Source organism: Sporocytophaga sp. (assembly GCF_017745095.1).
GTDB lineage: Bacteria > Bacteroidota > Bacteroidia > Cytophagales > Cytophagaceae > Sporocytophaga.
The window spans coordinates 292,676-309,216 of sequence record NZ_JAGHZZ010000006.1 but is presented as its reverse complement, the minus strand read 5'-3'; the positions used below and the strand labels follow the sequence as shown (position 1 = coordinate 309,216).

Sequence of the window (16,541 nt, the reverse complement as noted above, 5' to 3'; positions counted from 1 at the left end):
TATAGAAAATGCTATAATTTGTATAAAACAGATTTTGCAGCTTCCACAGTTCTCTTAACGTTTGGAAGAATTACTTCAATTAGAGTTGGAGCATAAGGTAGAGGTAAGTCTCTGTTGGTAACCCTTCCGATAGGAGCATCCAGATAGTCAAATGCATATCTTTGCACGTGGTATGCAATTTCAGATGAAATACTAGCAAGTGGCCAAGCTTCTTCAACAATAACTAATCTGTTAGTTTTTTTAACAGAATCTACAACTGTTTTATAATCAATTGGTCTTACAGATCTTAAATCTACAACCTCTGCAGAAATTCCTTCATTAGCTAATTCCTGAGCTGCACTAAGGGCAACTTTCATAAACTTACCAAATGATACAATAGTAACATCAGTACCTTCTCTTTTGATATCAGCAGTGCCGATTGGAGTAAGATATTCACCTTCAGGAACAGCGCCTTTATCTCCATACATCAATTCAGATTCCATAAAAATAACCGGATCGTTATCTCTTATAGAAGCTTTTAAAAGTCCTTTAGCATCAGCAGGTGTAGAAGGAACTACAACTTTAAGTCCTGGACAGTTTGCATACCAGTTTTCAAAGTTCTGGCTATGCTGAGAGCTAAGCATACCTGCGTTTCCTGTTGGGCCTCTGAAAACCATAGGAGCGGAATATTGTCCGCCAGACATTGACATTAATTTTGCTGCACTATTGATAATCTGGTCAATAGCGACAAGCGAAAAGTTGAATGTCATAAATTCCACAATTGGTCTTAAACCGTTCATGGCAGCTCCTACACCAATACCTGCAAAACCAAGCTCTGCAATAGGAGTGTCAATAACTCTTTTGGGGCCAAACTCGTCAAGCATTCCCTGACTCACTTTATATGCACCATTGTATTCAGCCACTTCTTCACCCATAAGAAACACTTTATCATCTCTTCTCATTTCTTCAGACATGGCTTCTCTTAAGGCTTCTCTAAATTGAATCTCTCTCATAGTTACTAAAATGTTTGCAACAAAAATAAAAATTTAAGGGTTTAAAACCCAATAAAATAACAAAAAGGTTATAAACATTACAGTCTGCTATTCAATATTCCTCAAAGGCCTTGATTTTTATTAATAATTTTTAAAAGAGGAATACTTAATTATTTGGTTTACAGGACCTGATTTGGTTAATATATTAATATGCGTAATTCCCAAGTAGGGATGACGGTGGATAAATACTTATTAAAATTAAGAGGGGATTTTCTTTAAGGAGAAAGATTCAGGACGGGGCTATTAACAAAAAAGGCCACCATTTCTGGCGGCCCTTTTCAGTTTTCCACTTTATGCTTATTTAATAGCATTCTTAAAGTTTTCTGAGTTTTGATACTCAAGGAATTCTACATCATTAAGAGCTTTTTCTGTTAGTTTGCTGTCTAATTGAACTGCTCTCTTAAGATTTTTAGTAAGAGTTCCTTCATCTTTTAGTCTTGCAGCAGTAACTGCGCTTAGGTAGTATCCCCATGCATTTTTGTCGTTACCTGCAGTTACAGCTTCAAAGCCTTTTTTCGCAGCATCATAATTTCTGCTCAAAAGGTTAGCTAAAGCTAGGTTGTATAGAACATCATTAGTCTCGTTTGCTTTAGAAAGGCTTTGGATAGCGTCATTGTATTTTGCCTGTTTGATTTCCAAAGTTCCTTTTACTGCATTGATACCTTTTTTAAGTTCTGTAGAAGCTTGAAGTGCATCAGCTTTTAATATTTCAGCTGTTGCCTGATCTTTCAAACCTTTTATAAGGTAAGCCACTGCAAGGTTTGTACGAGCCTCAGCATTGTCTTTAATTTTTAAAGATAATTCAAGTTGGTTGATAGCTTTGTCAGCGTTTGCAATCTTAGTTCCGTTGTCAATCGCTTTTGCAGCCATTTCAAGGTATACAGCTCCTAGGTTATTGTGAGCATCCCATGTATCTTGTTTTTTAATTAAAGCTGTATAGATTGCTTCTTTCTCCGTTAAAATAGGAGTAAGAGTTGCTGCGTAAGCTAATTCATTGTAATTAAGAGTATCTGCGTTTAGACCTTTTTCAGAGATTTCTTTCGCCAAAAGAGAAATCTGAAGATCAGTTTTCTTTGGTTTTACAGTTAAAATCTCAGTTTTTGCAGTTCTAAGTTCAGGATAAACTTTTGTTATCAGTTTCTTGAAAGATTTCAGTTTCTCAAGTTCTTTTTCTTTATCAAGGAAGTTTCCTGATCCACTGATAACTCCTAAAATTTCTGATTTTTCTTCAGGAGTAAGAGCTGTTGTAGAATCTAATTTTGCTCTCAGAGGCTCCCAATCCTGGAACACACTCTTAGTAACAAAATTGATAGAATCTATTACATTTTTCTGGTTGAAATACTTCATTCTGTCTTTGTAGTATTTCTCAATAACCTTAGCTCTTTCTTCAGCTAATTTAGAGTTTTTAGCTTCAGTACCTTCAGGTGAGTGGTAGCCAATGATTGTAACAGTTCTTGTCGCGTTTTTCTTAGCTATAAATGCATCAAGGTTTTTAGCTTCAGAACCTTTGGTTTCTTTTTTAGTAAGTTTAGCACTTCCTTGTTCAAAGTAGAAACCTACGTTAACTGGGATTAACTCTTCTTTATTGTTATATCCATGTTCAGCATAAGCTGAATAATAAATGTCTTTTACAAGTCTGGATGTTGTAATCAAACCTTTTGCAACAGGCATTTCTGCCGAGCTTTTTGATTTGCTTTTTGTAATATTTGAAGCAGTTCCTACTACAACAAGGTCTCCATTTCCGATTTCAGGTTTATAACCAAATGAAAATGCTTTGCTTACTTTAGGTTGCTCAGTTTTAGCATTTGGGAAATCGGTTGATTTAAATTCTACATCTGCAAGGTTGATTTTTTGATCGCCGTATTTATAGGCAGTATTTAAGGTGTAGATTTTATTCTTCTTAAGCATCTTAAGAGGAAGGGCGGCAGAAAGGTCAAATTTAACACTGTCACCATGTACCTCCAAAGGAGAAGGGGTCACAGTCAATTGTTGGTCTTTTGCCATCTTTACCATTTGCTTCAGGGCACAGCCATCTAAAAGCAAAACACCAGTCAAAAGCAATGCAACAGGAGCTTTTTTATTCAAGGTCATATTAAAAGTGTTTAATTTCATCGTTGCGAAAATATCGTTATAATTTAATTAATACAACATCTTCTTTAGGAAATTTTCATACTTATTCCAAGTTTTCAGATATTTTTATTATATTTGAAATAGGTCACTAAAGATCAATCATATGATTAAAATTCTGGCATTCTTTGAGAAACAGGCTTTTGGCGTGTGTTCTACTCTTGGGGAAAAATTGGGGATCGCTTCTTCCGCCGTTAGAATGTTTTTCGTATACGCTTCTTTCCTAACTTTTGGTTCTCCCTTAGTGATTTATCTTTTCCTGGCTTTCTTAGTAAATATCCATAAATACCTTAGAAGGAAAAGAAGCACAATCTGGGATTTTTAGAAATCAAGCTTCCCGAATTTATTTTTCCGATATAAAAAAAACTGCATTACCAGAGATTTTTTTAAAACAGTAGGGTCTTCTGACAGATACTGGTAGCCCGCTTTTTTCAGTCGCACTCTCTTAATATATAGTTTTTTATACTGACCATAAACACTGAAATGAGCTTTGATGACTGCATTAAAATGCTTGTAGGAATCAGAAAATAATAATTTAAATGCTGCTACGCCATCTAATAACATTCGGATGAATATCGTTCTTAAAAAATGCTTTTCAGAATGATTCTTAATTAATAGTGCAAGATTATTTCTGAAATTTAAATAGGTCTTTTGTGGGTTTGTCGCTGAAAGCGTACCTCCTCCTACGTGGAAGACTTCAGATTGTCCGCTATACATAATTTTATAGCCCAACCTTTTCAGTCTCCAGCAAAGATCAATTTCTTCCATGTGGGCAAAAAAATCATCATCAAAGCCTCCTGTTTTATGAAAAAGCTCTGCTCTTACGAACATGCAGGCTCCCGTTGCCCAGAATATTTCGCATGTGTCATTATACTGACCTTTGTCTTTTTCTAATTTTTCAAATATTCGGCCTCTGCAAAATGGATAACCTAAATAATCAATAAATCCTCCGGCCGCTCCGGCATATTCAAAATATTCTGGCTCTATAAACGATTTGATCTTTGGTTGGCAAGCTGCGATTAAAGGATCTGAGTCCATAAGACTAATAATTGGACTTATCCATCCTGAGGTTATCTGTACATCAGAGTTTAATAATACATAATACTCAGCCTCGATTTGACTCAAGGCTGAATTATAACCTTTGCAAAAACCTTCATTTTTGGGTAATTGAATAATTTTTACTTCCGGATGATTTTCCTCAACGTATTGGATACTTCTATCAAAAGAATTGTTGTCAGCTACATAAATAGTGGCCTCCGGACTATATTTTATTACGTCAGGTAAAAACTTCTTTAAAAATGTTAAGCCATTCCAGTTAAGGATGACTACTGCTACTTTCATGTTAAATTAAATTTCCTAAATCTAAGCCTGGTATATTTGGCAATAGCCCCTCTGTTGATTTTTTAAGACTTTCTTTGATCTTTTCTTCAATCTCTTCCATCCCCTTGTTTACCGCTGCTATTACCAGGTCCTGTATCATTTCTTTGTCATTACCTTTAAGCATTTCCGGATCAATTTCCAGCTTTACTATCTTACGGTTACCATTTATAGTTGCTTTAACCATACCTGCTCCGGCTTCGGAAGTAACGGTGATGTTTACTAAGTTGTCTTTAGCTTCTTTTACTCTTGCTTGTACTTCTTTTATCTTTCCAAGCATGTTCATCATATCAAACATGTCTATATCAATTTTTTTTCAAATCTAAGATTTTATCTTAATAATGTTACAGTTCCTTTATATACCTTTTCTCTGCCTCGATTATCCTTTGCTTTTATCAGATAAGCATAACTGTCTTGTTGGGCAACATCTCCTTTATAAAGACCATCCCATCCATTATTAATATTTGAAGTGTAAAATACTATTTCTCCCCACCTGTTAAAAACTGTCATTTCAAATTCTGTGAAAAACTTGCCTTTCGGTACAAATATATCATTAACACCGTCTTTGTCCGGAGTAAATGCTGTCGGGGTGAATATTTGTATTTCGTATTTCACGGTTTTTATATTCGACTGTGAAAAAGGGAGGATTTCTGTTCCTACTGGTATTGCTTTAATGTAATAGGTGAACCCGACAGAGGTGTGAGGATCAATTTCTGTATCCGTGTAAGAAAGGCTGGTGCCTGCATCAATTTCTTTTACAATATTTCCTGAAAGATCCGACTTTACTATTATATATTTTGATACGTCTGATAGAAAACCTGAATATGGTGTCCACTGAAGTATGTTCTCGGTTTCGGACTCTTCCATATTTAGTATTACCGGACATGTCTGATTACTTATTGGCGAATTATTACCACAAGAGTCGGTAAATTCAATCTGATAACAATCATTGTTAAGAAGGTTGACTGTGGAAATAAATGGAGATTGCTTCACTTCTGTTATGATTTCAGGTGTTCCCCCATTGGTACTTTTTAAAATAGTGTACTTTGGTATGGAAGAAATGGATGAGGCCCATAGTATTTTTACCTGATTGTTTTCTATGGTTGAATTCAGATTATTGATAGCGGTTGGGATAGTGTTGGATATTCCTTTTACACAGATTAAAGGCGATTCTGATACAGCTCCTGTAGTAAGGTGAGTAATGAGCTTATAGCAGTCTTCCTTTCCACATTTGATATCTGTATCAATTAAAGTCGTTATGATACTGGAGGTAAATGTTGAAAGCGGTACATTATTTTTAAGAATCTCATAGCTTTGAAAATCGGAGCCTTGGTATTGGGCCCAATTGATATCGTTTTCATTATTAGCTGCGGAAACCGAAAAAGGAGAAGAGCAAACCGTCACGGAGGAGGTGCTGTGATTGCAGTCATCAAAAGCTGAAATTCTGTAACAGTAGGAATTACTTTCTGTATTTAAGTTCTCATCAAGAAAGTTTGTCTTTGTACCGTCAATAGTATCTATTGGCGAAAATACACTGGAATAATTGATGTCCCTCTCAATCTTATATTGATTAAAAGAAGCTGAAACTGAAAATGAAAGATTTATACTGCCACTGGATTGACTGATGTTATTCGTTGTAATTTTGTTTAATTGAGGAGCTGGCAATACTGCAAATGGAGTAACATTTTGGATAGCCGAAGCACCACATAAAGTCGGTCTGAATCTACCAGTTAAATTAATTGCAGTAGGTCCTGCTAAAGTTACAATAAGCTCTTGTCCTGATTTAACTGCAACCGGGCCTATGCCATAATCAAGCAAATATTCATGATAATAAGTATCTGTTATAAGGATTTTGACTTGGTTATTGATACACTTGTGCACTTCAAACAAAGGAAGTCGTTTATCCATTACAACTACAGTCTTCTTGGCGTTGTAGCTATTGATAATCTGATCTATAACGTATGTTCCGGATTTTTTGTAAGTATAAGATTTGCAGGCAACATAATTATCATATGTAATAGCATTAGGAATCGTGCCGCAGGTATCAGATATTAATCCTTGGAAATTGTAATAAGTATTTGGCTTATTATCGTCAGAAATAGTTAATAAATCACCAACACAAACAGTATCGGCGGATAAATCAAATTTTTCCTGCCCCCAACTATAAGTGCAATGGAAAAGTAAAATGAAACCTAAAAAATACCTTACAATTTGAATCACCAGGATCTGTTATTTTAGTTTTGTGATTATCTCCTCAATGGTCAAAGATTCCTGTTCCCCGCTAACCATATTTTTAACTGCAACTTTACCCGTTTTTATTTCCTCATCACCTATAATTCCAACGTAAGTCACCTGTTTTTTATTGGCATAATCGAGCTGCTTCTTAATTTTCGCCACATCGGGATAAATTTCGCTATTAATACATTCAGCTCTTAATTTGGTAAGTAAAGGCAGCCCAAATTGTTGTCCCTTTTCGTCAAAATAACATAGAAGAATTTTAGTTGAATTTAAATGCTCTTCGGGAAAAAGATTTAATTCTTCCATCACATCATAAATTCTGTCTACACCAAAGGAAATACCAACCCCAGAAACTCCCGGAAGCCCGAATACACCTGTAAGATTATCGTATCGGCCTCCACCACTGATACTTCCTATTTGGACACCAATTGCCTTTACTTCAAATATAGCTCCTGTATAATAGCTTAACCCACGGGCGAGAGTCAGGTCAAATTCAAGACTGGAATTTTGAAGCCCTAGCAAATCAACTTTTTCAAGAACAATACTTATTTCTTCAATCCCTTTTAAACCGGTAGAGGAACTTTTCAGGATTCCCTTCATCGCTTCTAACTTTTCTTTGCTATTACCTTGCAGATGAAGAATGGGTAAAAGCAATTCTATGCTTTTTTCATCAAAGTCCTTCTCCCTTAATTCTTTCAGAACTCCTTCAATACCGATTTTGTCAAGCTTGTCAATCGCAACACAAAAGTCTGTTTCACAGCCAGGTTTTCCAATGATTTCGGTAATTCCTGACAAAATCTTCCTGTTATTGATTTTCAGAGCGAAGTTTTCAATTTTTAGCTTTTTAAAAACCTCATGAACCATCAACACAATTTCAGCTTCGCATAATAGAGAATCTGTTCCTACAATATCTGCGTCACACTGATAAAATTCACGGTATCTACCTTTTTGCGGCCTGTCTGCCCTCCAAACCGGTTGAATCTGATATCTTTTAAAAGGAAAAGTTATTTCATTCCTGTTCATAACTACATACCGTGCAAATGGTACGGTAAGGTCATATCTTAAAGCTTTTTCAGTAAGAACATCTGAGTTGGTGTTTTTTTCAAGACCTTTATCAAATTCAGCTTTTAGCTCTTCTTTATTTTTTGCTTCGTAAAGCCTTGAATTCAATATTTTAAAAATAAGCTGATCTCCCTCATCTCCATATTTTCCTGTCAGAACAGAAATATTTTCCATGGACGGAGTTTCCAGTGGAAGAAACCCAAATCGGGTAAATACTTCTTTAATAGTAGAAAATATATAATTTCTTTTGGCCATTTTTTCCGGGCCAAAATCTCTTGTACCTTTTGGTATTGAGGGTTTTTGAATACTCATAATTTGAATTTGCCGGCAAAAATACAAAAAGAGGCTAACAAATGGCCTTTTTTGACCGTAAATAAAGGCCTGATTTGAGTAAAAATTAGTGTTATGAAAATTATTAAAAGCTTAGAGTACATTTTAAAGAAAAGGGAAAACTACAAAATGTTATTGATACCCATGCTGTTTCTGATTTTTGAATGTAGCGTGGCATTAATTCTGAATTGGGAATTATTTGGAGAGCGATATAAAGTTAGCGAAAAGACATTTTTAACAGAAGCATCTGTATCAGTCCATAATCCATTGATTGTAATAAAGCCAATTCATTCTGACAGAGTCACCAATCCATTTGGAATTGAGGAGCATAGAGGTTTTATTAGCTTTCACAGTCCAAAGGCTGCAATAAAGGCTGTTGTATATATTTTAAGTTTGCTTTGTTCCTTTCTTGGAATATTCATTGCATTGTTGTGGATAAAAAGATTTTATGGTCAGAATTCAATAAATATCCGGTGGGAGCTATGGCCAGCAGCATGTATGATGGCTCATGTCACCTTTTACCTGATAGCCAGCGGAAATTTTAATAATATCTTTTAAAAAAGTTTTTCCATTATAAGAAAAAAGTATATCTTTGCGGACTCAATTCTAATTTTAAGAACAATGGCAGTCACTAGATTAAAAAGAAAAGAAAAAAAGAATAAAACTGTTTCTAAAGCAAGAACTACAAGCATTAAAAGACTTACTGCTGTTCCTGTGATCAAGAAAATAGATCTAGAAGAGTTGAAAAAACAAGCTGGTGCATAATTAAGCATTCATAAAGTTATTATAAGAAAAGGTGAATTTAGGTTCACCTTTTTTATTTTATCCTCTTTTGCCTAATTCTATAGCCTTTACATTTTCAAGTTTTTTATTGTTGAGGTCAAATTTCATAATTGTTTTTATTTTATGAAACCCTTGATTCCCAGCTGCTCCTGGATTTATTGAAATTAATTTAAGGTCAGGATCGGAAATAACTCTCAGAATATGAGAATGTCCACAGATAAAAAGATTAGGTTTTTCCTTTTTTAATTGATCTTTAATTCCCTTGGCATAGTGTCCGGGATAACCTCCAATATGAGTGATGAAGACTTTAAATCCTTCTTCTTCGAAAATCAAGTCTTTGGGGAATTCAAAGCGAATGTCTTTATCATCAATATTCCCATATACACCTTTCAACGGTTTAATTCGTGCTAATTCTAAAGCTACTTCTGCTGGACCAAAATCTCCTGCATGCCAAATTTCATCTACATCTTTAAAATGATCAAAGACTTTCGGATCCAGAAATCCGTGAGTGTCGGATATTAAACCTATTCTTTTCAATGTGTAAGACTATTTGGGCGTAAAATTCTAAAGCCTTTCAATGTAGATTTATTTTAAATCCAATGTTCGAAAGGCTTTTGGGAAATTATAAATATAATAAGCTTATACTGACCATTTTTCCGGCGCAGTCCTCCAGGAGCTTAATGTTTCCAGGTCACTTTCTTTAATATATCCGAGTTTAATCGCTTCTTTAAGCAAGGCATTGTAATCTGTAAGTGATTTTAATATAACCCCTTTATCTTTAAAGTTTTTCTCTGCAAGATCAAAGCCATACGTAAAGATAGAAACCATTCCCAGTACTTCAATACCGCCATCTCTCAGCGCTTCTACAGCTTTTAATGAACTTCCACCAGTGGATATAAGGTCCTCAACGACAACTACTTTTTGTCCCGGATTAATTTTTCCTTCAATAAGATTTTCCATTCCGTGATCTTTTGGTTTGGGTCTTACGTAAAGGAATGGCAAGTTCATCTTGTCAGCGATTAGAGTGCCTTGAGGGATACCGGCAGTTGCCACACCCGCAATAGCTTCTGCTTGAGGAAAATAATGTTTGACAAGAGAAACAAGTTCTTCTTTAATGATGTTTCTAACATCAGGAAATGAAAGAGAAAATCTGTTGTCGCAGTAAATTGGTGAGTTCCAGCCTGATGCCCATTTAAAAGGATTTTCAGGACGAAGTTTTATCGCACCGATCTTAAGAAGGGATTCAGCTACTTTTTCTGAAGACATATAAATTAATTTGAAGGCAAATTTAGAATAATATTTAATAGCATGATACAATTCTATTTGTTACTTTGCATGATATATAATCAAAATTTACCATCCCAATTCCCAATTTAAATGAAGCTTTTTTTGAATGACAAGCCTGTATGGATAGTGCAGCTTGGCGAGCAATTGGACAGCAGTGGTTATGATGCTGTGCTCGATGGCAAAAATGAGATTATTTCTAAAAACCTCGTAGGTAGTGTTATTATTATGGGAGCTTCTCCTTCCCATATAGACCGTTTGCTTAAGTTGCTTGAGGTGAAAAAATTAAAGAAACTCAAAGAGATAACTTTTGCTGTACCTGATAAGAAATTTGCTGTCGAATTTGTCAAGGATCAGTTTAAGATCGTCAAAGCAGCAGGTGGAATTGTTGTGAAAGAGGATAAAATTCTCATGATTTTCCGGCTTAAAAAGTGGGATTTACCCAAAGGTAAGCTTAGAAAGAAAGAAGATACAGAGAAAGGAGCCAAAAGAGAGGTGGAAGAGGAGTGCAATATTAAGGTAGAGGTTAAAGAAAAAATTTGTAAAACCTGGCATACTTATGTACGCAAGGGAAGGAGAATCTTGAAGAAAACTACTTGGTATCTGATGGAAAATGTAAATGATACTATGATGCGTCCTCAGATAGAAGAGTATATTGAAGAAGTCAGGTGGATGGATAAAAAAGATGTGAAAAAAGCTACAAAGAACTCCTATAGATCAATTGAAGAAGTTCTTGATAATTTCTATAAAGAGAAAACTATTTTGTAGGATAGTCTAATTCATAAGGCAGAAAATGATCTGCCTTTGCTCCATATCTGTGCAAATCTCTGATGATAGAGGAGCTTAATGCCGCTAGTTCAGGCGAAGTAATAAGGAATATTGTCTCCATTTCATTCCAAAGATATTTATTCGCTTGGGCTATACCACATTCGTATTCAAAATCTGTTGTGTTTCTTAATCCTCTGATTATAAATTTTGCATTTCTTCTCTTTGCAAAATCAGCAGTAAATCCCTCATAAGATTCTACACTTACCTGAGGATAGTCTTTAAAAACACCTTTAATTTTTCCCTCCATAAATTCTAAAGGAAAGTATCTGCTCTTATTGGTGTTTTTTCCTATTCCTATAATTACTTTATCGAACAAACCGATACTGCGCATAACAATATCCAAATGTCCTTTGGTAAAAGGATCAAATGATCCCGGAAAAAGTGCTATCCTTTCCATTGATTTAATTAGAGCTATTCACAAAGGTGCATGGTATATAGATCAAAAAACTTATGGTCGAAAACTTCATCAAAGTTATATCCGAAATGAAGGCTAGATGGCTTATCTCCGAATGAAATGTTTTTGATATATTTATAAAGCTTTTTATATAAGGTCGAATCGGGAGTGATTTCTCCGAAAATAGTAACAGGAACCATTTCCGGATTGATCTGAAGTTGGTCCATCACAAACATCGTGAAGTAAACAAAATCTTCCGGACTAATATAATTAAATGAATTACAGTATTCGAGATTTTTACTACGCTTAACCAGAATGGTCATGTATTGATTTTCTACATTGATCACTACTGACAAATCCTGCTTATTGGTCCCGCTAAGCAAAACACCTTCAATCAATGGACTTGTATGATGTACAATCTTTACCTTTTTGGAAGGATATCTTAAATTAAACCACTCTATTATTTTTTTATCCGCAGAAAAGATGTTCACAGCATCCAATCTATTCTGGCGATAATAATATACTTCGTCATTGTTATCATCAGAAAAATGACAATTGATATGAAGGTAGTCTTTCAGATATTGTTTTTCAAATAAGGAGAAAGGTATTAAAGAGAAGCAAGTATTTTTAATGGCTAGTCTTACATCTTTCCAGAAGCCGGCTTGCAACAATGCATGATCTTCGTAAAGAAGACTCAATTGCTCAAGCAACTGATCAGGTGTGCGTATATTCTGTAATTGATAATCTTCAAGTAACAGGCACCTGTTTTTTACTGAATCTGTAATGCAAATTCTGAAAAGGTCTTTACTTACCTGAAGTGATAATGTATACCTTGCAATCAAGTCCTCATTGAACTGATCGTCTTTTATTTTTTTATTTAACTTGTACTGTGCTGTTAGTTCTTCCATCTTAACAAGATATTCACATTGCCTGGGGAATAATGTGGATAAATGGTTAATAATCTATTTTCTCTTTAAAATTAACCAAATTTTTACTGTTGAAAATATTTTTTCCACAAAAATGTTAAAATGTGGAAAAACAACTCAAATAATTCCCTTCTGAAGAAAATAGCCTTTTAGATTTAATAGTTCAGTTTCGGTTTTTCCCAGGCGAAAAATATTATGGAACAAACTAGCATCTTTTTTTTGAATGTCTCCAAGGTTCCAGAATTTAACTTCTTCTATGATCTGATTGTCTGATTCCATCTCAGGGTCTTCCCCTATTTTCAATTTTCCTCCTGTTTCCTCTATTTCAAAGAAAAGTTCAACCTCATGAAATGGAGGAATGAGATATTCATGAGTGAAAAGAAAATTTTTGATCTTGACTCTTAGGCCGGTCTCTTCATAGAATTCCCGGATCAGAGACTCCTCCGCTGATTCGCCAAAATCTATACCACCTCCTGGTGGAGCATAATAGAATTTATTCTTTCCTATAGTTAGGTGCTTGATAAGTAGTACATCGGAGTGGTTTCTGAATAATAATCCACGAACTTTAACCCTGGTTTTATTTCCATAGATATCGATTATATCTTGTTGAAGTTCTTTTATATCTATATCTTCCATACCTTAATCATTTCCTCTATTAAGAAAATAACCTTTAAGGTTTAATAGTTCAGTAGTGGTTTTAGCAAGGCTGAAAATATTATGGAACAAACTAGCATCGTTTTTTTGAATCTCAGAAAGGCTCCAGAATTTAACTTCTTTAATGATCTGATTCTCCAGTCCCATCTCTGGATCTGTTCCTAATGAAAGTGTTCCGCCAATTTCTTCAACTTCAAAAAAAAGTTCTATTGCGTGCAATGGAGGTTCAAGATATTCATGAGTAAGTAGGAATGATTTAATTCTTACAATTAGCCCAGTCTCTTCGTAAAATTCACGGATCAGGGATTCTTCAGCTGATTCGCCAAAATCTACACCTCCGCCTGGAGGGGCATAAAAGAATTTATTTTTTCCTATAGTCAAGTGCTTGACTAATAGTATGTCAGAGTTTCTGAATAGTAACCCACAAACTCTGACACGTATTTTATTTCCGTAAGTATTGATTATTTCCTGATGATGCTCTTCCATATTACTGCAATTTATCGGAAATTTGTATCCTGTGCGACCTTCAGCTTTAATTTCCTCTAACTTCCCATTTGAACCAACCTACGGTCAGCAAGCTGTATTTAAAATGCTTGACGATTTCCTCTTTTCAAGACAAATGAAAAAGCCGGTCTTTCTATTAAAGGGATATGCCGGAACGGGTAAAACAACCTTGGTAAGTGCTCTTGTAAAGGCTTTGGATACGTTGGAAATGCCCGTTGTATTGATGGCGCCAACTGGTAGGGCAGCAAAGGTTATGAGCAACTATTCAGGCCGAAAAGCTTTTACCATTCATAAACAAATCTATGTTAGGGAAGAGGATTCAGCCAGTGGAAATCTCCAATTCAGAAGAAAAAAGAATCTTTTTGCCAATACACTTTTCATAGTTGACGAGGCTTCTATGATTTCTGATGATGGAGATTTTGGAGAAAGAAAATTGTTAACTGACCTGGTTGAATTTGTATTTGAGAAAAAGTCGAACCGATTAATGCTGATTGGTGATAATGCCCAGCTTCCGCCAATAAAAAGGGAAATAAGCCAGGCGCTGGAAGGCGATTATCTTCAACACAATTTCGGAATTGATCTTGTAGAATACGAACTCAATGAAGTAGTAAGACAGGAGCAAGCCTCCGGTATATTATACAATGCGACTTCTCTCCGTACTAAATTAACTAAAGATAATTTCGATATTCGTTTTACGACCAAAGGATATAAAGACTTTTACCGTATGACAGGAGAGAAGCTTGAGGAAGGCCTGAGATACGCTTACGACAAGTATGGAGAAGAAAATACTGTTATCATTTGCAGGTCTAACAAGGCCGCCACTCAATATAATAACTACATTCGTAGGGCAATACGCTTCTGTGAAAGTGAAATTGAAGCAGGAGATCTGCTAATGGTTGTCAGAAACAACTATACAGTTTTAGAAGAAGGCACAACCCCGGGCTTTATTGCCAATGGTGATTTTGCGGAGGTCAGGAAAATCAGAAGCATAACTGATGCCCATGGTTTTCGCTTTGCAAAAGTTGAACTTCAGTTGATTGATTATCCGGATTTACCAGCTTTCGAAACCCTGATCTTTCTTGACACTCTTCATAGTTCTACTCCTTCCATATCGCAAGAGGAGAATAAAAAGCTTTACGACTCAGTACTTCAGGATTACCTCGATATAAAGACCAAGAAAGATAGGGTAGATGCTATCAGGAAAGATCCATATCTAAATGCTCTTCAGGTAAAGTTTGCTTATGCTTTGACCTGTCACAAATCACAAGGGGGGCAATGGAAAGCTGTTTTTGTGGATCAGGGATATCTGACGGAGGAGCAGGTCAATAAAGAATTTGCAAGATGGTTATATACCGCAGTTACCAGAGCATCTGAGGAATTGTTTCTTGTGAATTTTAACACTAAATTTTTCTGATAAATGGCAGGAAAATTGTTAGTTTTAAGAGAAAAAATTGGAATATGAATATGAAGCCTCTCCTATATAGCCTTACTCTTTTTTTAACGTTGTTTTTTAACCTTCAGGTTAAAGCACAGACTGCCAATGGTGCGATTCTCGAATTTGCAGAAAAGTCATTTGAGTTTGGAGACATAGTGCAGGGAGATTCGGTAAAGCATGTTTTTAAGTTTATAAATACAGGAAATGCTCCGCTGATGTTAAGAGAAGTACTTACAACATGCGGATGTACAGTTCCTAAATTTTCTAAAGACCCTGTGATGCCTGGTAAAGAAGGTGAAATTCTTGTAAAATTCAATTCGGAAGGAAAAGAAGGCCGGTTAACCAAGGTGATTACTATACTAAGCAATGCAACTAACAATCCTGCAAGAGTTAATATAGTGGTTAATGTCCAGCCTAAGAAATAACCTAATGCTCTTAAAAGTTTTTCATAATACTTATCAAGGCAAAGATCCATCCGGCAATAAGGAATAATCCTCCGATAGGAGTTACTGCTCCCCATTTAGATACATTTGTAAGACAAAGTACATAAAGGGAACCACTAAATATTATAACTCCCGTTATAAAACAGTACCCTGAGTAATTAAGGGTTTTGATATCACCTTTGATCAAGAGCAATAGTCCGATGAATAACAGGGCAAAAGTGTGGTAAAACTGATATTTTACAGCTGTTTCAAATACTTCAGTCCTTCCAACTTTTAGAAGATAATCTTTTAATTTATGAGCACCGAAAGCTCCGATCATTACTGATAAAGCCCCTGAAAGGGAACCTGCCGTTAAGAATAATTTATGCATACAATTTTGATTTATAAGTAATTTCTAGATCCGAATATGGCGCTTCCAACACGCACCATAGTACTTCCGGATTCGCATGCTAATTTATAATCAGAACTCATACCAATAGACAATTCTTCCATTTTTATCTGTTCTGTCTGGGCTGAAGATTTAATCTGACTAAAGAGTTTTTGTATATGCTGAAATTCTTTCTTTATCTGATCTTCATTGTCAGTATTACTTGCCATTCCCATCAATCCAGTTATTTTGATGTACTTAAGTTCTTCGAGTTCTTCAGATTGAATCGTTGTGAAAAGCTCTTCTTCCGAAAAGCCAAATTTAGTTTCTTCCTGAGCTATGTGTATTTGTAAGAGGCAATTAATAATCCGGTTATTTTTTTCAGCTTCTTTATTAATTTCTTTTAATAATTTGAAAGAATCTACAGAGTGAATCAAATGAATGAATGGAGCAATGTATTTGATTTTATTGCTTTGCAGGTGACCGATCAGATGCCAGCGAATATTTTTAGGAAGAACTTCATATTTTGACATGAGTTCCTGAACTTTATTTTCTCCAAAATCTGTTTGTCCTGAGTTATAGGCTTCTAAAACTGTATCGGAAGGATAGGTTTTAGATACAGCAATTAATTTAGTTTTATATGGATCTAAAAAAGATCGGATTTTCTGAAGATTTTGTGAAATACTCATTTAGGTCTTTTTGCTCGTAAAACCACGTAATTTTACTAAAAAATAGATAAAAGTTTAAATTCTTCAATT

At 35.1% G+C, this 16,541-nt stretch carries 20 protein-coding genes; 6 read left to right on the top strand and 14 right to left on the bottom strand.

Annotation, left to right across the window (positions count from 1 at the left end; translation table 11 throughout):
• Nucleotides 1-11: 11 nt before the first annotated feature.
• Nucleotides 12-992, bottom strand: coding sequence for a pyruvate dehydrogenase complex E1 component subunit beta (locus J7604_RS11705; RefSeq protein WP_293895956.1), 981 nt, complete (start codon nucleotides 990-992; stop codon nucleotides 12-14).
• Between the two features lie 336 nt (nucleotides 993-1,328).
• Nucleotides 1,329-3,122, bottom strand: a complete 1,794-nt coding sequence (locus J7604_RS11700; RefSeq protein WP_293895953.1) for an OmpA family protein — start codon at nucleotides 3,120-3,122, stop codon at nucleotides 1,329-1,331.
• Between the two features lie 142 nt (nucleotides 3,123-3,264).
• Between J7604_RS11700 and J7604_RS11695 the strand changes: the two genes are divergently transcribed.
• Nucleotides 3,265-3,483, top strand: coding sequence for a PspC domain-containing protein (locus tag J7604_RS11695; protein ID WP_045457918.1), 219 nt, complete (start codon nucleotides 3,265-3,267; stop codon nucleotides 3,481-3,483).
• On the opposite strand, the gene J7604_RS11690 is transcribed toward J7604_RS11695, so the two are convergent.
• From J7604_RS11690 to hisS, 4 genes are read right to left on the bottom strand one after another with little or no spacing between them, the layout of a single operon-like run.
• Nucleotides 3,480-4,499, bottom strand: coding sequence for a glycosyltransferase family 2 protein (locus tag J7604_RS11690; protein WP_293895946.1), 1,020 nt, complete (start codon nucleotides 4,497-4,499; stop codon nucleotides 3,480-3,482). The genes J7604_RS11695 and J7604_RS11690 overlap by 4 nt on opposite strands.
• Before the next feature lies 1 nt (nucleotide 4,500).
• Nucleotides 4,501-4,833, bottom strand: coding sequence for a YbaB/EbfC family nucleoid-associated protein (locus J7604_RS11685; RefSeq protein ID WP_293895943.1), 333 nt, complete (start codon nucleotides 4,831-4,833; stop codon nucleotides 4,501-4,503).
• Between the two features lie 32 nt (nucleotides 4,834-4,865).
• A complete protein-coding gene (locus J7604_RS11680; protein WP_293895939.1) occupies nucleotides 4,866-6,755 on the bottom strand; it encodes a gliding motility-associated C-terminal domain-containing protein in 1,890 nt (629 codons plus the stop codon).
• Nucleotides 6,756-6,764: 9 nt separating this feature from the next.
• The gene (gene hisS / locus J7604_RS11675) at nucleotides 6,765-8,147 is read right to left on the bottom strand and encodes a histidine--tRNA ligase (protein ID WP_293895936.1); all 1,383 of its coding nucleotides are present in this window, start codon (nucleotides 8,145-8,147) and stop codon (nucleotides 6,765-6,767) included.
• Between the two features lie 93 nt (nucleotides 8,148-8,240).
• Here hisS and J7604_RS11670 point away from each other — a divergent pair, with 93 nt between their 5' ends.
• Entirely contained in the window at nucleotides 8,241-8,723 is a 483-nt protein-coding gene (locus tag J7604_RS11670; RefSeq protein ID WP_293895934.1) for a hypothetical protein, read from the top strand.
• A 63-nt stretch (nucleotides 8,724-8,786) separates the two neighbouring features.
• Nucleotides 8,787-8,930 (top strand): hypothetical protein, encoded by a 144-nt coding sequence (locus J7604_RS11665; protein ID WP_169716572.1) that lies wholly within the window; start codon nucleotides 8,787-8,789, stop codon nucleotides 8,928-8,930.
• Nucleotides 8,931-8,987: 57 nt separating this feature from the next.
• Here J7604_RS11665 and J7604_RS11660 read toward each other — a convergent pair whose 3' ends face one another.
• Nucleotides 8,988-9,485, bottom strand: a complete 498-nt coding sequence (locus J7604_RS11660; RefSeq protein ID WP_293895927.1) for a metallophosphoesterase family protein — start codon at nucleotides 9,483-9,485, stop codon at nucleotides 8,988-8,990.
• Nucleotides 9,486-9,587: 102 nt separating this feature from the next.
• Nucleotides 9,588-10,214: an orotate phosphoribosyltransferase gene (gene pyrE, locus J7604_RS11655; RefSeq protein WP_293895924.1), complete on the bottom strand. Its 627-nt coding sequence runs from the start codon at nucleotides 10,212-10,214 to the stop codon at nucleotides 9,588-9,590.
• A gap of 111 nt (nucleotides 10,215-10,325) precedes the next feature.
• On the opposite strand from pyrE, the gene J7604_RS11650 reads away from it, so the two are divergent.
• Nucleotides 10,326-11,000 carry an NUDIX domain-containing protein gene (locus J7604_RS11650; protein ID WP_293895921.1) on the top strand — a complete coding sequence of 225 codons (675 nt, stop codon included), beginning with the start codon at nucleotides 10,326-10,328 and terminating at the stop codon, nucleotides 10,998-11,000.
• Here J7604_RS11650 and coaD read toward each other — a convergent pair.
• The 4 genes from coaD to J7604_RS11630 all read right to left on the bottom strand — a co-directional run bounded on the left by coaD (nucleotide 10,990) and on the right by J7604_RS11630 (nucleotide 13,520).
• Nucleotides 10,990-11,457 (bottom strand): pantetheine-phosphate adenylyltransferase, encoded by a 468-nt coding sequence (gene coaD / locus J7604_RS11645; RefSeq protein WP_293895918.1) that lies wholly within the window; start codon nucleotides 11,455-11,457, stop codon nucleotides 10,990-10,992. The genes J7604_RS11650 and coaD overlap by 11 nt on opposite strands.
• Nucleotides 11,458-11,471: 14 nt before the next feature.
• Nucleotides 11,472-12,362, bottom strand: a complete 891-nt coding sequence (locus J7604_RS11640; RefSeq protein WP_293895915.1) for a DUF3822 family protein — start codon at nucleotides 12,360-12,362, stop codon at nucleotides 11,472-11,474.
• A gap of 135 nt (nucleotides 12,363-12,497) precedes the next feature.
• The gene (locus J7604_RS11635; RefSeq protein ID WP_293895912.1) at nucleotides 12,498-13,016 is read right to left on the bottom strand and encodes an NUDIX hydrolase; all 519 of its coding nucleotides are present in this window, start codon (nucleotides 13,014-13,016) and stop codon (nucleotides 12,498-12,500) included.
• A gap of 3 nt (nucleotides 13,017-13,019) precedes the next feature.
• On the bottom strand, nucleotides 13,020-13,520 hold the full coding sequence (locus J7604_RS11630) for an NUDIX hydrolase (RefSeq protein WP_293895909.1): 501 nt from the start codon (nucleotides 13,518-13,520) through the stop codon (nucleotides 13,020-13,022).
• A gap of 22 nt (nucleotides 13,521-13,542) precedes the next feature.
• Here J7604_RS11630 and J7604_RS11625 point away from each other — a divergent pair, with 22 nt between their 5' ends.
• The gene (locus J7604_RS11625) at nucleotides 13,543-14,952 is read left to right on the top strand and encodes an AAA family ATPase (RefSeq protein ID WP_293895906.1); all 1,410 of its coding nucleotides are present in this window, start codon (nucleotides 13,543-13,545) and stop codon (nucleotides 14,950-14,952) included.
• A 50-nt stretch (nucleotides 14,953-15,002) separates the two neighbouring features.
• Nucleotides 15,003-15,398, top strand: a complete 396-nt coding sequence (locus J7604_RS11620; RefSeq protein WP_293895903.1) for a DUF1573 domain-containing protein — start codon at nucleotides 15,003-15,005, stop codon at nucleotides 15,396-15,398.
• A gap of 10 nt (nucleotides 15,399-15,408) precedes the next feature.
• Here J7604_RS11620 and J7604_RS11615 read toward each other — a convergent pair whose 3' ends face one another.
• Nucleotides 15,409-15,786, bottom strand: a complete 378-nt coding sequence (locus J7604_RS11615; RefSeq protein ID WP_293895900.1) for a DUF423 domain-containing protein — start codon at nucleotides 15,784-15,786, stop codon at nucleotides 15,409-15,411.
• 11 nt (nucleotides 15,787-15,797) lie between these two features.
• A complete protein-coding gene (locus tag J7604_RS11610; protein ID WP_293895897.1) occupies nucleotides 15,798-16,472 on the bottom strand; it encodes a YggS family pyridoxal phosphate-dependent enzyme in 675 nt (224 codons plus the stop codon).
• Nucleotides 16,473-16,541 lie beyond the last annotated feature (69 nt).

What these genes read in the sequence shown, in the direction of transcription:
- J7604_RS11705 (WP_293895956.1), bottom strand. Translation starts at nt 992, where the DNA reads ATGAGAGAGATTCAATTTAGAGAAGCCTTAAGAGAAGCCATGTCTGAA.
- J7604_RS11700 (WP_293895953.1), bottom strand. Translation starts at nt 3,122, where the DNA reads ATGACCTTGAATAAAAAAGCTCCTGTTGCATTGCTTTTGACTGGTGTT.
- J7604_RS11695 (WP_045457918.1), top strand. Translation starts at nt 3,265, where the DNA reads ATGATTAAAATTCTGGCATTCTTTGAGAAACAGGCTTTTGGCGTGTGT.
- J7604_RS11690 (WP_293895946.1), bottom strand. Translation starts at nt 4,499, where the DNA reads ATGAAAGTAGCAGTAGTCATCCTTAACTGGAATGGCTTAACATTTTTA.
- J7604_RS11685 (WP_293895943.1), bottom strand. Translation starts at nt 4,833, where the DNA reads ATGTTTGATATGATGAACATGCTTGGAAAGATAAAAGAAGTACAAGCA.
- hisS (WP_293895936.1), bottom strand. Translation starts at nt 8,147, where the DNA reads ATGAGTATTCAAAAACCCTCAATACCAAAAGGTACAAGAGATTTTGGC.
- J7604_RS11670 (WP_293895934.1), top strand. Translation starts at nt 8,241, where the DNA reads ATGAAAATTATTAAAAGCTTAGAGTACATTTTAAAGAAAAGGGAAAAC.
- J7604_RS11665 (WP_169716572.1), top strand. Translation starts at nt 8,787, where the DNA reads ATGGCAGTCACTAGATTAAAAAGAAAAGAAAAAAAGAATAAAACTGTT.
- pyrE (WP_293895924.1), bottom strand. Translation starts at nt 10,214, where the DNA reads ATGTCTTCAGAAAAAGTAGCTGAATCCCTTCTTAAGATCGGTGCGATA.
- J7604_RS11650 (WP_293895921.1), top strand. Translation starts at nt 10,326, where the DNA reads ATGAAGCTTTTTTTGAATGACAAGCCTGTATGGATAGTGCAGCTTGGC.
- coaD (WP_293895918.1), bottom strand. Translation starts at nt 11,457, where the DNA reads ATGGAAAGGATAGCACTTTTTCCGGGATCATTTGATCCTTTTACCAAA.
- J7604_RS11640 (WP_293895915.1), bottom strand. Translation starts at nt 12,362, where the DNA reads ATGGAAGAACTAACAGCACAGTACAAGTTAAATAAAAAAATAAAAGAC.
- J7604_RS11635 (WP_293895912.1), bottom strand. Translation starts at nt 13,016, where the DNA reads ATGGAAGATATAGATATAAAAGAACTTCAACAAGATATAATCGATATC.
- J7604_RS11630 (WP_293895909.1), bottom strand. Translation starts at nt 13,520, where the DNA reads ATGGAAGAGCATCATCAGGAAATAATCAATACTTACGGAAATAAAATA.
- J7604_RS11620 (WP_293895903.1), top strand. Translation starts at nt 15,003, where the DNA reads ATGAAGCCTCTCCTATATAGCCTTACTCTTTTTTTAACGTTGTTTTTT.
- J7604_RS11615 (WP_293895900.1), bottom strand. Translation starts at nt 15,786, where the DNA reads ATGCATAAATTATTCTTAACGGCAGGTTCCCTTTCAGGGGCTTTATCA.
- J7604_RS11610 (WP_293895897.1), bottom strand. Translation starts at nt 16,472, where the DNA reads ATGAGTATTTCACAAAATCTTCAGAAAATCCGATCTTTTTTAGATCCA.